At 74.8% G+C, this 13,463-nt stretch carries 10 protein-coding genes and 1 pseudogene; 7 read left to right on the top strand and 4 right to left on the bottom strand.

The window, feature by feature from the left end:
- Positions 1-49: 49 nt before the first annotated feature.
- Entirely contained in the window at positions 50-2,755 is a 2,706-nt protein-coding gene (locus ACZ4Z1_RS02545) for a helix-hairpin-helix domain-containing protein (protein ID WP_468484711.1), read from the bottom strand.
- Positions 2,752-3,735 carry an aldo/keto reductase gene (locus ACZ4Z1_RS02540; RefSeq protein ID WP_468484710.1) on the bottom strand — a complete coding sequence of 328 codons (984 nt, stop codon included), beginning with the start codon at positions 3,733-3,735 and terminating at the stop codon, positions 2,752-2,754. The genes ACZ4Z1_RS02545 and ACZ4Z1_RS02540 overlap by 4 nt, the downstream gene beginning before the upstream one ends.
- A gap of 186 nt (positions 3,736-3,921) precedes the next feature.
- Here ACZ4Z1_RS02540 and ACZ4Z1_RS02535 point away from each other — a divergent pair, with 186 nt between their 5' ends.
- Entirely contained in the window at positions 3,922-4,977 is a 1,056-nt protein-coding gene (locus ACZ4Z1_RS02535) for an LLM class F420-dependent oxidoreductase (protein ID WP_468484709.1), read from the top strand.
- A gap of 167 nt (positions 4,978-5,144) precedes the next feature.
- A pseudogene (locus ACZ4Z1_RS02530) lies at positions 5,145-5,704 on the top strand (hypothetical protein); the annotation flags it as partial.
- Here the strand turns inward: ACZ4Z1_RS02530 and corA are convergent.
- Positions 5,682-6,674 carry a magnesium/cobalt transporter CorA gene (gene corA, locus ACZ4Z1_RS02525; protein WP_468484860.1) on the bottom strand — a complete coding sequence of 331 codons (993 nt, stop codon included), beginning with the start codon at positions 6,672-6,674 and terminating at the stop codon, positions 5,682-5,684. The pseudogene ACZ4Z1_RS02530 and the gene corA overlap by 23 nt on opposite strands.
- 117 nt (positions 6,675-6,791) lie before the next feature.
- On the opposite strand from corA, the gene ACZ4Z1_RS02520 reads away from it, so the two are divergent.
- The 5 genes from ACZ4Z1_RS02520 to ACZ4Z1_RS02500 all read left to right on the top strand — a co-directional run bounded on the left by ACZ4Z1_RS02520 (position 6,792) and on the right by ACZ4Z1_RS02500 (position 11,823).
- Entirely contained in the window at positions 6,792-7,490 is a 699-nt protein-coding gene (locus ACZ4Z1_RS02520) for a histidine phosphatase family protein (protein ID WP_468484708.1), read from the top strand.
- 129 nt (positions 7,491-7,619) lie between these two features.
- On the top strand, positions 7,620-8,210 hold the full coding sequence (locus ACZ4Z1_RS02515; RefSeq protein ID WP_468484707.1) for a DUF3090 domain-containing protein: 591 nt from the start codon (positions 7,620-7,622) through the stop codon (positions 8,208-8,210).
- Complete coding sequence (locus tag ACZ4Z1_RS02510) at positions 8,174-9,172, top strand: SCO1664 family protein (RefSeq protein ID WP_468484706.1); 999 nt, start codon at positions 8,174-8,176, stop codon at positions 9,170-9,172. Before ACZ4Z1_RS02515 ends, ACZ4Z1_RS02510 begins: the two co-directional genes overlap by 37 nt.
- Positions 9,173-9,384: 212 nt before the next feature.
- On the top strand, positions 9,385-10,614 hold the full coding sequence (gene mshC, locus ACZ4Z1_RS02505; protein ID WP_468484705.1) for a cysteine--1-D-myo-inosityl 2-amino-2-deoxy-alpha-D-glucopyranoside ligase: 1,230 nt from the start codon (positions 9,385-9,387) through the stop codon (positions 10,612-10,614).
- Positions 10,615-10,872: 258 nt separating this feature from the next.
- Entirely contained in the window at positions 10,873-11,823 is a 951-nt protein-coding gene (locus ACZ4Z1_RS02500; protein ID WP_468484704.1) for an NHL repeat-containing protein, read from the top strand.
- Positions 11,824-12,087: 264 nt separating this feature from the next.
- On the opposite strand, the gene ACZ4Z1_RS02495 is transcribed toward ACZ4Z1_RS02500, so the two are convergent.
- The gene (locus ACZ4Z1_RS02495) at positions 12,088-13,269 is read right to left on the bottom strand and encodes a serine hydrolase domain-containing protein (protein ID WP_468484703.1); all 1,182 of its coding nucleotides are present in this window, start codon (positions 13,267-13,269) and stop codon (positions 12,088-12,090) included.
- Between the last annotated feature and the right edge of the window lie 194 nt (positions 13,270-13,463).

Here is a 13,463-nt window from a genome sequence, read left to right as displayed (position 1 = left end):
CCGGGGCGGCGCTTCGGCGTGCGCCGTCCCGGCACCGGGCAGCAGAGGGTCAGCCGGCCAGGGCGTCCGCCGTGGCCTGGACCGTGTGCAGCTGGAGCAGCGTCCGCAGGCGGGTGGTGCGCTCCTTCGCCGGAACCTCCGCTACCGCGCGCGGCAGCGCCTGGTCCACGCCCTGCACGACGGACAGGTGGCGCTCGGCGCGGCTGAAGGCGGTGTAGACCCAGGAACGGGTGAGCCCCTTCGCGGCGTCGCCCGGCAGCACGGCCACCACGGCCGGCCAGCGCGAGCCGACCGCCTGGTGGGCGGTGACGGCCCAGCCGTGCCGGACCGTCTCCGGGCTCACCCGCTCACGCGGTACGACCACGGGGGAGCCGGCGCAGTCCAGGTGCAGCCCGGCCGCGTCGGCGCCGGTGACCCTGCCGGTGACCGTACGGCCGGGGACGGGCGAGTAGGCGACGCGGTCGCCCGGGTCGAAGCCGCCGAACCGGCCGGGGCCGGGGTTGAGCCGCTCCTTGAGGGCCGCGTTCAGCGCGCGGGTGCCCGCGGCGCCGCCGTGGCCGACGGTGACGACCTGCGTCTGCTCGGCGGGCACACCGATCGCCCGGGGCACCGAGTCGGCGACGAGCTGGACGGTGCGGTGCACCGCCTCGCCCGGGTCGCGCGCCGGGACGATCACCACTTCCTTGCCGGGCGCCTCGACCTGGTTCAGTTCGCCGATGCCGATGCCCGAGACCAGCTCGCCGACCGGCCCGAAGTCCGGGGTGCGGGAGGCGACCTGGGGGCAGCAGCGGGCGGCCAGGACGTCCGCGAAGAGCCGGCCGGGGCCGGCCGACCACAGCATGCCGGGGTCGCCGCTGAGCACCAGCCGGGCGCCGTCGGTCAGCGACTCCACGAGCATCGCGGCGGTTTCGAGGTCCAGTTGGGGCGCGTCCAGGACGACGAGGAGGTCCAGGGCGAGCGCGCCGTCCGCGTCCCGGCCCGGTCCTTCGCGGCCGGCCAGCAGCCCGGAGAGCGTGACGGCGGCCTCAACGGCGTCGCCGGGGGCGGGCGCGGCGGCCGGGCCGGTGTACGCGGCGGCGGCCTCGGCGAGGTGCCGGGCCAGCCGGTCGCGGCCGTCCGGGGTGTGCGTGGCGCCGCACGCCCGCAGGCCGAGCGCGCGGGCCGCGGCGATCAGCGCGGCGGGCTCGGCGCGGGCGGCCTCGGCGCCGGTGTGCGCGACCAGGCCGCTGCGGGCCGCGGCGCGCACCAGCTCCGCGGCGGAGGGGGAGGGGGCGGCCGCGGCGGCGGCTTCCCACGCGGCGGCGGAGGGCTGCCGTACGGCCCGTACGGGCATGGCATCGCCCTGCATGCCGTCGCCCTGCATGCCGTCGGACGGCTCCGAGGGGGCGTCCTCCGGCGCGCTGTCAGCGGCCTGTTCATCGTGCGCGGAGATGTCGTGCGCGGAGGCGCCGTCCGTGTCGGCGGGCTCCTCGAAGGTGTTGAGCAGCCGTGCCAGGCCGTCCGCGACGCTCTCCTCGGCCATGGCGAACCGGTCGAGCCCGAGCAGGACCCGGACCGGCTGCTCCTCGTCCTCGTCGCCGGCCGCCGGACGGGCCGCGCCGGGCGTCTCGACGGCGTCCTGGAAGACCAGCACGGCCCCCTCGGCGATGGCCGTCTGCAGGGCCTCGTCCGGGTCCGGCACGGAACGCTGGGCGAGCGCGGCGCGCAGCGCGGGCGCCTCCAGCGCGGAGTGCCCCGCCAGGGCGGCCTGCTCCAGCAGCCAGCCGACCAGGGCCTGCGCACGGCGGGCGTCGTCCGGCTCACAGGCCGGGCCGAGCAGCGCCCGTGCGAAGCCGTCGGCCTGCTCGGGGCGGACGCCCGGTACGGAGAGCAGCTGCCACGGGTCCTCGCGCAGCGCCTCCGCCGCGCGCTCGCCGAGCGTCTCGGCGGTCTTCGCGGCCAGCGCCTCCGGGGCGCCGCCCGCCGCCAGCACCTGCCGTACGCCGTCGAGGCCGGGGGCGAGGTCCGCCGTCGTGGCCGGATGGGCCGCCGTGTGCGCGGCGGGAGCGGGGCGGCTGCCGCTGTCACCGCTCAAGGCCGGGCGGGTGTGGCCGGGGGCACTGCCCTGGGCGGGCGCGCCGGTGGGCTGACCGGGCGCGGGGGCGACCTGCGGCGAGGCGCCCGCCGGGCCACCGCGCTCCTGGACGCCGGCTGCCGGGCCCGGCACGCCGCTCTGCTTCCGGGCGCCCGCTGCCGATCCGGCGCCGCCCGACCGGGACGACCGCTCGGTGAAGAACGAGTCCGCCGACCGCTCCCCGCTCTCCACGGCCCGCACGGCTGCCGCCAGCGCGGCGGCACTGGGCGCGCCGGCGCGCCCGGCGGCAGGGGCGGTGTCGGGCGTGGCGTTCGGGGCGCCGTTCGACGTGGCGGCGCTGTCCGGGGTGGTGGCGTTGCCGGGAGTGGTGGAGCTTTCCGTGGCGGCGGCAACGCTCGCGTCGGCGGGCGCTTCCGCCGCCGTTCGATCTGCGTCCGCGTCCGCCGCCGTACGGTCCCCGTCCGTACCCACCGCCGCCCGCTCCGGGTCCTCCGTGGGCCCACCCGAGGCCCCGGCTTCCGTCACAGCTTCCACACCTCCGGCATCCGCCGCGCCCCCAGGCACACCACCCGTCCCGGCTGCCTCCGGGGTGACCGTCGTGGCCGTCTCCCCGGGGGCGGTCTCCGGGCCGGGCGCGGTGGGTTCGGGCGCGGCCTCGTCGGAGAGACGGTCGGTACTCACAGCGTGCTCCAGTCGTGGTCGGGGTAGTGGTGCACCGGGGCCGAGATGTCGTCCAGGGCCCGGCAGATCTCGTCAGGAAGACTAAGGGTCTCCACTGACAATGCCGCTCTGAGCTGCTGCGCCGTGCGTGCGCCGACCACCGGGGCGGTGACTCCGGGCCGGTCGCGCACCCACGCGAGGGCCACCTGAAGCGCGGTGACGGCGAGCCCGTCGGCGGCCGTGGTGACCGCCTCGACGATCCGGCCCGCCGTGTCGTCCAGGTAGGGGGCGACGAACGGCGCGAGCTGTTCCGAGGCGCCGCGCGAGTCGGCCGGGGTGGCGTGCCGGTACTTGCCGGTGAGCACCCCGCGGCCCAGCGGCGACGAGGGCAGCAGGCCGACGCCCAGATCGCGCGCGGCGGGCAGCAGCTCCCGCTCGATGCCACGCTGCAGGAGGGAGTACTCCATCTGGGTGCCGGCCAGGCGCGTCCGTATGGTCGGGGCGGACAGCTGCCAGGTCGCGGCCTTGGCCAGCTGCCAGCCGGAGAAGTTCGAGACGCCGACATAGCGCGCGCGGCCGGTGGCCACGGCGATGTCGAGCGCCTGGAGGGTCTCCTCCAGCGGGGTGTGCGGGTCGAAGGCGTGCAGCTGCCAGAGGTCGACGTAGTCCGTGCCGAGACGTTCCAGCGAGGCGTCCAGCGCGTCCAGCAGGTGGCGGCGGGAGCCGTCGACGCGGCGGTCCGCGTCCAGGACGCTGCCCGCCTTCGTGGCGATGACCAGGTCCCGGCGCGGCACCAGCCCCTCGCAGAGCCGGCCCAGCAGGTACTCGGCGCCGCCGTCCGCGTACACGTCCGCCGTGTCCACGAGGGTGCCGCCGGCCTCCCAGAACGCCTTGAGCTGCTCGGCGGCGTCGTGCTCGTCGGTGTCCCTGGCCCAGGTCAGGGTGCCGAGGCCGAGACGGGACACGCGCAGGCCCGTACGGCCGAGGTGCCTTTGCTCCATGGGCCTTGAGATTACTGGCCCGTCGCCCGGGCCAGGGGACCCTGTGGACAACCGCCGGCCGGTGCGCCGCCGGCCTGTGGACGACCCGGCGGCCCGCCGCGTCGGGCGGCCGGCCGGTGACGCCCGGCGCCACCCCGCGCTAGAGTCCCCGGAACACCGACGTTACTGATCAGTAAGGGGAGCGGTATGAAGCTCGGGATCAACCTCGGCTACTGGGGCGCCGGGATGGACGCGGACAATCTGGCCGTCGCGCAGGAGGCCGACCGGCTCGGCTACGCGGTGTGCTGGGCGGCCGAGGCGTACGGCTCCGACGCCCCCACCGTGCTCTCCTGGGTCGCCTCGCGGACCGAGCGCATCGACGTCGGCTCGGCGATCTTCCAGATCCCGGCCCGTACGCCCGCGATGACCGCGATGACGGCCGCCACCCTCGACTCGCTGTCCGGTGGCCGCTTCCGCCTGGGCCTGGGCGTCTCCGGGCCGCAGGTCTCCGAGGGCTGGTACGGCGTGAAGTTCGACAAGCCGCTGGCCCGCACCCGTGAGTACGTCGAGATCGTCCGCAAGGCGATGACGCGTGAGCGGCTGTCCTACGAGGGGCAGCACTGGACGCTGCCGCTGCCCGGCGGCCCCGGCAAGCCGCTGAAGCTGACCGTGCACCCGCAGCGCGAGCACATCCCGCTCTACATCGCCGCGATCGGCCCGAAGAACCTCACCCAGACCGGCGAGATCGCCGACGGCGCACTGCTGATCTTCCCCTCCGCCGACCACCTGGAGGAGACGGCGATCACGCACCTCCGGGCCGGCCGGGAGAAGGCGGGCAAGACCCTGGAGGGCTTCGACGTCTGCCCGACGCTGCCGCTGGCGGTCGGCGAGGACAAGGACGTCAGTGCGCTCGCCGACGCCTTCCGCCCCTACACGGCGCTGTACGTGGGCGGCATGGGCAGCCGCAAGCAGAACTTCTACAACCAGCTCGCCCAGCGCATGGGCTACGAGAAGGAGGCCGCCGAGATCCAGGACAAGTACCTGTCCGGCGACAAGGAGGGCGCGGCGGCCGCGATCCCGCAGCGGCTGATCGACCAGACCACGCTGCTGGGCTCCGTCGAGCGCATCGCGGACCGGATGCAGGCGTACGCGGCGGCCGGTGTGACCACGCTGACGCTGGCGCCCGCCGGCTTCACGCTGGAGGAGCGGATCGCCTCGCTGCGGGCGGGCACCGAGGCCCTGGAGCGGGCGGGGCTCGCGTAGGGCGCAGCGGCGGAGGCGAGTCCGGACGGGGGGAGCCGGGGCGGCGGAAGAAGCGGGCCGGGCTCCGGCCCCGGGCAAGCCTGCGGCCGTGGTGGGGGCTCGGGGGTCTTCCCCGCCACGGCCGTCACCCCCACAACGCCGGGACGGCCCGCGTGGTTACGCCGCGGTGCTCCGTCGCGGCCGGCGGCGAGGCACAGGGCGGCTGGGAGAACGGCCGGATCGCCGCCCCGGTCCCCGGCTCGCTGCGCGCCCTGGCCCCCGAGGTCGCCCGGCTCGGCGCCGACGAGGACAAGCACGGCCGGCGGTTCGACGCCCTGCTGCGCAAGCGCGGCCCGGACCCGGTCCCGCCCCCGGGGCCACCGGCCACACCGCCCTCCTGGAGCGCCGGGGCATCGGCCTGGCGCACGACAAGCTGCGCCGCGACGAGCCGCTCACCGAGCAGGACACCGTCATCTGCCCCTCGGTCCACGGGGACGTGAGCCTGTCCGTGACGGACCGTACGGGGCACACCCTGGGCCGGCCGCGCCCGAAGGCCGTTCTCCTCGCCGCCGGCATCCGCGCGGTCCACGTCTGCGAACGGCTCGCCGGCCGGCGCCGGATGGTCACGCTGCGCCTCCCGGAGCGGCGCGACGCGCTGGGCGGCCCGGCCGCAGCGGCGCCCGAACCCGTCCGAGACGCGTCCGCGGGATGCGCCGTACCGGCCCTCACAGCCAGCCGCGCCGTTTGAACAGGCGGTACAGCAGCAGCTCGATGGTCGCCATCAGGGCCAGGAGGCCGTAGTAGCCCCAGGACCACTTCAGCTCGGGCATGTGCTCGAAGTTCATGCCGTAGACACCCGCGATCAGCGTCGGTACGGCCGCCAGGGCCGCCCAGGCGGAGATCTTGCGCATGTCGTCGTTCTGGCGCACGCCCATCTGCGCCAGGTGGGCACTGAGAATGTCCGACAGCAGCCGGTCCAGGCCCTCGACGGACTCGTTGGCGCGGGTGAGGTGGTCGCCGACGTCCCGGAAGAACGGCCGGGCCTCGTCGTGCACGAAGGGCACCCCGGGGTTCTGCAGCCGCAGCATCGGCTCCACCAGCGGGTTGGTGGCCCGCCGGAACTCCAGCACCTCGCGCTTGAACGCGTAGATCGCGGCGGCGGTGTTGCCGGTGTCCGACCGGGACGGCGCGAACACCTCCGCCTCCAACTCCTCCAGGTCCACCTGGAGTTCGGTGGCCACCTCGATGTAGTGGTCGACGACCGCGTCGCTGACCGCGTACAGCACGGCGGTGGGGCCGTGCCGCAGGACGTCCGGCTCGTGCTCCAGACGCCGGCGTACGGCGGCGAGCGGGCTGGCCGCGCCGTGCCGGACGACCACGACGAAGGAGTCCCCGAGGAAGATCATCAGCTCGCTGGCGGAGACGGCGCCCGCCGCGTCGTCGTAGGAGACCGGCTTGAGCACGACGAACAGCGAGTCGTCGTAAACCTCCAGTTTCGGCCGCTGGTGCGCCTTGAGGGCGTCCTCCACGGCGAGCGGGTGCAGCCCGAACTCCCTGCTGACATGGTCGAACTCCTCCGGGGTGGGCTCGTGCAGCCCGAGCCACAGGAACGAGTGACCTTCGGCGCGCGCCGCGTCGAGGGCGTCGGAGAAGTCCTCCGGCCCTTCGGTGCGGCGGCCGTCCTGGTAAATGGCGCAGTCGACGATCACACGGGGAATTGTCACTCGCCGTGCCGCGTCGTGCCAGGAGCGCAGGGCGGGGACGCGCGGCGCCCGTGGATCACCGCCCCGGTCCCGCGTCCGGCCCCGCCACCACGAGAACGTAGGCTGGCTGCCATGCCCACGCTGATCCTGGTGCGGCACGGCCGCTCCACCGCCAACACGTCCGGTCTGCTCGCCGGGCGGACGCCCGGAGTGGCCCTCGACGAGCGGGGCGCCGCGCAGGCCGCCGCGCTCCCCGGCCGCCTCGCGGACCTGCCGCTCGCCGCCGCCGTCAGCAGCCCGCTGGAGCGCTGCCTGGAGACCCTGCGGCCCCTCCTGGACGCCCGGCCCGATGTGCCGCTGCACACCGAGGACCGCGTCAACGAGTGCGACTACGGCGACTGGTCGGGCCGCAAGCTCGCCGAACTCAACGACGAGCCGCTGATGGAGGTCGTCCAGCAGCACCCGTCCGCCGCCGCCTTCCCCGGCGGAGAGTCCATGCGTGCCATGCAGGCCCGCGCCGTGGACGCGGTGCGCGACTGGAACGCCCGGATCGAGGCCGAGCACGGCCCCGAAGCGGTCTACGTGATGTGCTCGCACGGCGACATCATCAAGTCCCTGGTCGCGGACGCCCTCGGCCTGCACTTCGACCTCTTCCAGCGGATCTCGGTCGAACCCTGTTCGCTGACCGCGATCCGCTACACCCGGCTGCGGCCCTACGTCGTACGCCTCGGCGACACCGGCCACTTCGGCGGGCTGGCGCCGCGGGCCGACGGCAGTACGGCGGCGGACGACCGGGACGCGGCCGTCGGCGGTGGCGCGGGCGGGCCGTGATCAGCGGGCGCAGTAGGGTGGTGCGACGGCGCTGCCTGCCACACCTCCTGCGTTCCGTACCCGGAAGCCACACCCACAGGAACCGCAGCGACCGCACAGACCCCGCAGTCGAGCAATCGGAGCAGGACGTTGTCCCGTCAGGTGTTCTTCTACGACGCGCCGGACCGCTTCGTGGCCGGTACGGTCGGGCTGCCTGGCCGCCGTAGCTTCTTCCTCCAGGCGACGGCTTCCGGCCGCACCACCAGTGTCGCCCTGGAGAAGACCCAGGTCGCGGCGCTGGCCGAGCGTATCGACGAGTTGCTGGACGAGGTGGTGCGCCGCAGCGGCGGCAACGCGCCCGTCCCCGCGGTGGCCCCCGCCGAGGTGGCCGACACCGCGCCGCTGGAGTCGCCGGTCGAGGAGGAGTTCCGGGTCGGCACGATGGCGCTCGCCTGGGACGGCGACGAACAGCGCATGATCATCGAGGCCCAGGCGCTGGTCGAGCTGGAGGCCGACACGGACGAGGACCTCGCCGAGGCCGAGGAGCGGCTGCTCCAGGACGACGAGAACGGCCCGCCGATGCTGCGGGTGCGCCTGACCGGCACGATGGCCCGCTCCTTCGCCAAGCGGGCCCTGGAGGTCGTCAACGCGGGGCGCCCGCCCTGCCCGCTGTGCAGCCTGCCGCTCGACCCGGAAGGACACGTATGCCCGCGTCAGAACGGATACCGGCGGGACGCGTGATGCCGGGGGAGGAGACGGTGGCGGCCGGCGGCGGACGGGCCGGGCAGGTGGCGGACGGCTCTACGGGTGACGGCCCGGACGGGCAGGCCGACGGCGGCGGGACCGGCAGCGGCGTTGACGGCGGGAGCCGCGACGGCAACGGCAACGGCGGGATATCCGCCCGGGCCGCTGGACGGCTGACCGCTGACGCCCTCACGCACGGCGAGTTGACCGTACGCGGACAGGTCCGTGCGGCGTCCAACGCCGTCCTGTACTGCACGGTCACCCACGACGGCGTCAGCGGCACCTGCGTCTACAAGCCCGTCGCCGGCGAGCGCCCGCTGTGGGACTTCCCCGACGGCACGCTCGCCCAGCGCGAGGTCGCCGCGTACGAGCTGTCCCGGGCCACCGGCTGGGACCTGGTCCCCACCACCGTGCTGCGCGACGGCCCGTACGGGCAGGGCATGGTCCAGGAGTGGATCGAGGCGGCGCCCGATGGCGCGGAGCTGCTGGCGCTGGTCGAGGGGGAGGAGCCGGGGCCCGGCTGGAAACCGGTGGGTTTCGCCGAGGTCGGCGAAGGACGTACGGCCCTTCTGGTACACGCCGACGACGAGCGGCTGCGGCGCCTGGCGGTCCTGGACGCCGTCATCAACAACGGCGACCGCAAGGGCGGCCACCTGCTGCCCGCCGAGGGCGGCCGGCTCTACGCCATCGACCACGGCGTGACCTTCAACGCCGAGGACAAACTGCGCACGCTCCTGTGGGGCTGGGCCGGTGAACCACTGACCGAGGAGGCCCGCGAGGTCCTGGCGCGGCTCGCCACGGAGCTGGCGGCAGGCGCTCCCCTCGCCGCCCGGCTGGCCGAACTGATCACCGCCGCCGAGCTGGCGGCGCTCCGCGCCCGCGTGGCGGACCTGTTGCGCACCGGAGTGCATCCGCAGCCGGGCGGCGACTGGCCGCCGATCCCCTGGCCGCCGGTCTGAGACGCGACGGCGGGAGCCCTCGGCCTCGCCGGAAGGCGGCCGCGGGGAGGCTCTGGAGTCCGCCGCGGTACGTCGTGGCAGGCCCGTCGCCCGGTACGGGCACCGGCAGCAGCCCGGCAAGCACAGGTCGCCGCTCGGCACAAGAGGGCTTTCTCGGCCAAGATCCGAGATCCGGTTCGTATGCGGAACGTGCATCCGGTTACGCTCAAGGCATGCATGCATGGCCCGCTTCTGAGGTCCCCGCCCTGCCCGGCCAGGGCCGCGACCTGAGGATCCACGACACCGCGACCGGCGGACGGGTGACCCTCGCCCCCGGTCCCGTCGCCCGTATCTACGTCTGCGGCATCACGCCGTACGACGCCACCCACATGGGGCACGCGGCGACCTACAACGCGTTCGACCTGGTCCAGCGCGTGTGGCTCGACACGAAGCGCCAAGTGCACTACGTGCAGAACGTCACCGACGTCGACGACCCCCTCCTGGAGCGGGCCCTGGCCACCGGCGACGACTGGACCGCGCTCGCCGAACGCGAGACCGCCCTGTTCCGCGAGGACATGACGGCCCTGCGGATGCTCCCGCCGCGCGAGTACATCGGCGCCGTCGAGGCCATACCGTGGATCGTCCCGATGGTCGAGCGGCTGCGCGACAACGGCGCCGCCTACGAACTCGAAGGCGACATCTACTTCTCCGTCGAGGCCGACCGCCACTTCGGCGAGGTCTCCCGGCTCGACGCCGAGGCGATGCGGGTGCTGTCCGCCGAGCGCGGCGGCGACCCGGAGCGCCCCGGCAAGAAGAACCCGCTCGACCCGATGCTGTGGATGGCCGCCCGCGACGGCGAGCCCAGCTGGGACGGCGGCTCGCTCGGCCGCGGCCGCCCGGGCTGGCACATCGAGTGTGTGGCCATCGCCCTGCAGCACCTCGGCATGGGCTTCGACGTGCAGGGCGGCGGCTCCGACCTCGCCTTCCCGCACCACGAGATGGGTGCCTCGCACGCCCAGGCGCTGACCGGCGAGCACCCCTTCGCCCAGGCGTACGTGCACGCCGGCATGGTCGGCCTGAACGGCGAGAAGATGTCGAAGTCCAAGGGCAACCTGGTCTTCGTCTCCACGGTGCGGCGCGACGGCACGGACCCGGCGGCGATCCGCCTGGCCCTGCTCGCGCACCACTACCGGTCCGACTGGGAGTGGACGGACGCGGTCCTGGAAGAGGCCGTCGAGCGGCTGGCGCGCTGGCGTGCCGCGGTCTCCCGCCCGGACGGGCCGTCGGCCGACGCGCTGCTGGAGGAGATCCGTACGGCGCTGGCGGACGACCTGGACTCGCCGGCCGCGCTCGCCGCGGTCGACCGCTGGGCCGCCGCTCAGGAGGCGGACGGAGGCAGCGACGAGGGCGCGCCCGGCCTCGTGTCGCGCTCCGTGGACGCGCTGCTCGGCGTGGCTCTGTGACCCTCTGACGGGCCGCGGGCGAAACGGTCCGCCACGCCCGCCGTCCCCCGGGGCGTTCCCTCGCGCGAGGGAACGCCCCGATGCGTTTCCCGAGAGGGCGCCCATGTCCGCTTCACGAGGCGGCGCCCGAGGCCCGTTCCACGAGGGAGCGCCCCGATTCGCTTGTGAAGACGTGCCGGTGCGGCGGACGGCAGGCGCCGGGGTGTGCTGGGCTGAGTGGTCACAGGCCCCTCGGTCCCCGCAGGAAGGACGCGCACCATGCCACGTTCCCTGTCCCGCCGAAGACTCCTCGCCACCGGTACGGCACTGGCCGCCGGCACCGCACTCGGCCCTCTGACCGCACCGGCCCACGCGGCCGGCGGCCGGCCCACCACGATTGCCCTGCCCGACGGGTTCCGGCCCGAGGGCATCGCGATCGGCCCGGGCCCGTACGCGTACTTCGGCTCCCTGGCCGACGCCTCGGTCTACCGCGCCGACCTGGTCACCGGTCGGGGCAGGCTGATCACCGGCAGCCTCGGTACGGGCCGGCAGGCCGTCGGCCTGAAGACCGACGCCCGGGGCCGGCTGTTCGTCGCGGGCGGCCCGGGCACGCTCCGCGTCATCGACACCCGCGACGGCGCCGTCCTGGCCACCTACCCGGCCGGCGACGGGCAGAACTTCGTCAACGACGTCATCCTCACTCCCGACGCCGCCTACTTCACCGACTCCTTCCGCGCCCAGCTCCACGTCCTGCCCCTCGGCAGGCACGGCGAACTGCCCGGCCCCGACGGCCTGCGTACCCTCCCGCTGACCGGGGAGTGGGTGCAGGGCCCGGAATTCAGCGCGAACGGCATCGAACGCACCCCGGACGGCACGGCACTGCTCGTCGTCAACGCCTACGCGGGCGCGCTCTTCCGGGTCGACCCGCGCACCGGGAACGCCCGCAAGGTGACGCACAGCGGCCCGCCGCTCGTGAACGGCGACGGGCTGCTGCTCCTGGACCGGGACCTGTACGTCGTGCAGCAGACGCAGAACGCCGTGGACGTCCTGCGGCTGAACCGCCCCGGTACGTTCGGCCGGGCCGTCGCCCGGATCACCGACCCGCGCTTTCGGACACCGACCACGGCCGCCGCCTGCGGCGACCGCATCTACCTGCCCAACGCCCGCTTCGACGTGGACCCGCCGCTGCCGACCACGACGTACACCGCGGTCGCGGTGGACCGCATCTGAGGGACCGGACGGGGGAGCACACCGGCGGGATGCGCGCTGTCCCGCCGCCTGCGCCGCGGCCCGCGCCCGTACGGCCGCGGCGCCCGTCGGAACGCGCCCGCGAGCCGGGCGAACAGCGTGGCGCCGCCGGCACGGCCACCACCGCTCCCACGCTCACCAGGCCGAGACCGTTCGTCATCGCCGTCTTCACGATTCCCCCGACCGAGACCCCGGGCCGGTCGTCCCGAGGCACGCCCGGGCCCGGCTCGGCGGCTCTCCCTCTCCTCAGGGGCTGCCCGGCGCGAAGGCGGCCTGGACGAGGCGGGCGGCGACCGGGTTCATCGTCTCGCCCTTGGCATCGACCGCGTTGACGGAGTACACCAGGGTCCGCGAGAGGTCCCGGGTGGCCGCGATGAGCGTGCTGTAGCCGGGGCGGCCGCCGCTCTTGCCCCAGGCGGTCCGCCCGTCGCCTGCGTCGTAGCGCTCCAGCCCCGCGCTCATCCGGGCGCCCTCGACGTCCGGCACCGTGAACATCTCCTTCTCCAGCAGCGGCTGGGGCACCAGCTCGCCCCGGAACAGCGCGCGGAGGAACTTCTCCAGGTCGGCGGTGGTGGAGATCATGTCTCCGGCCGCCCAGCGGTCCGACATGTTCCACTCGGTCGCGTCCACCACCTCGCCGCTCGCCAGCCGCTGGTAACCCCGGTGGTGCGGGCCGTGGATCCGCGGGTCGGGCCCGTCGGGGAACGAGGTGTGCCGCATTCCGGCGGGCCTGAAGATCCGGACGCGCGCCTGGTGTTCGTACGTGTCGCCGGTGACCTTCTCGATCAGCATCCCGAGGACGGTGTAATCGATGTTGCCGTAGCGCTGTTTCTTCCCCGGCCCTTCGCCCGGCCCCCGGTAGGGGCCCTTGGCGACGGACGCCGCGACGACGGCCTGTGGGGTGAGGGTCGTGAAGCGGTTCGCGTACCCCTCGGCGTTCTCCGGGCCGAGGGCCGCCCCCGGCCGCAGCCCGCTGGTGAAGGTGAGCAACTGCCGTACGGTGATGGGCTCGAAGGCGTCGGTCAGCAGGCCGGGCAGGTAGTGCTGGACGGTGCCGTCCAGGTCGATCTTCTCCTCGGCGGCGAGCTGGAGCACGATCGCCGAGGTGACCACCTTGGTGGTGGACCCGGCCCGGAACCGGGCGTTCTCCAGGGGCCCGCGCCGGGTCTCCAGGGAGCGGACCCCGGCGCTGCCGTGCCACGTCTCCCGCCCGCCCACGCGCACCAGCGCGGCGGTCGTGTCGCGGTCCGGCAGCCCGCGGAGGGCCTGTCGGAGCGCTTCGGTGTCCAGGCCGGTCCGCTGTGGGGATGCCGCCGTCGTGTGCGCGCCGGACGCCCCGGGTGGAGGGGAGGCCGTGGCCACCGGTGTGACGGTGGCCGCGGTGGCGAGGGCGGCGATCAGGACGGCGGTACGTAGGCGCGTACGCAAAGGGCACTCCGAGGGAAGGCGAGCCGGGGCTCGTCCGTACGAGGACGCTGATCAGCCTTCCGCAAGCGCCCAGGCCGGGGATCACCGACGAGGAGGAGCCCACCCCGGCCCCGCCTTAGGGGACGACCCGGAAGCCACACCCAGTGCAGCCCTCGGTGCCGTCCCCCGGACCGGCCAGTGCTCAGTGCCGTCCC

Source organism: Streptomyces sp. NPDC030165 (assembly GCF_055573595.1).
Note: the sequence above shows the minus strand (reverse complement) of the source record. Positions and strands in the feature narration are given on the sequence as shown.

Coding starts and splice junctions, on each gene's coding strand:
- ACZ4Z1_RS02540 (WP_468484710.1), bottom strand. CDS start 3,735: ATGGAGCAAAGGCACCTCGGCCGTACGGGCCTGCGCGTGTCCCGTCTC.
- ACZ4Z1_RS02535 (WP_468484709.1), top strand. CDS start 3,922: ATGAAGCTCGGGATCAACCTCGGCTACTGGGGCGCCGGGATGGACGCG.
- ACZ4Z1_RS02520 (WP_468484708.1), top strand. CDS start 6,792: ATGCCCACGCTGATCCTGGTGCGGCACGGCCGCTCCACCGCCAACACG.
- ACZ4Z1_RS02510 (WP_468484706.1), top strand. CDS start 8,174: ATGCCCGCGTCAGAACGGATACCGGCGGGACGCGTGATGCCGGGGGAG.
- mshC (WP_468484705.1), top strand. CDS start 9,385: ATGCATGCATGGCCCGCTTCTGAGGTCCCCGCCCTGCCCGGCCAGGGC.
- ACZ4Z1_RS02500 (WP_468484704.1), top strand. CDS start 10,873: ATGCCACGTTCCCTGTCCCGCCGAAGACTCCTCGCCACCGGTACGGCA.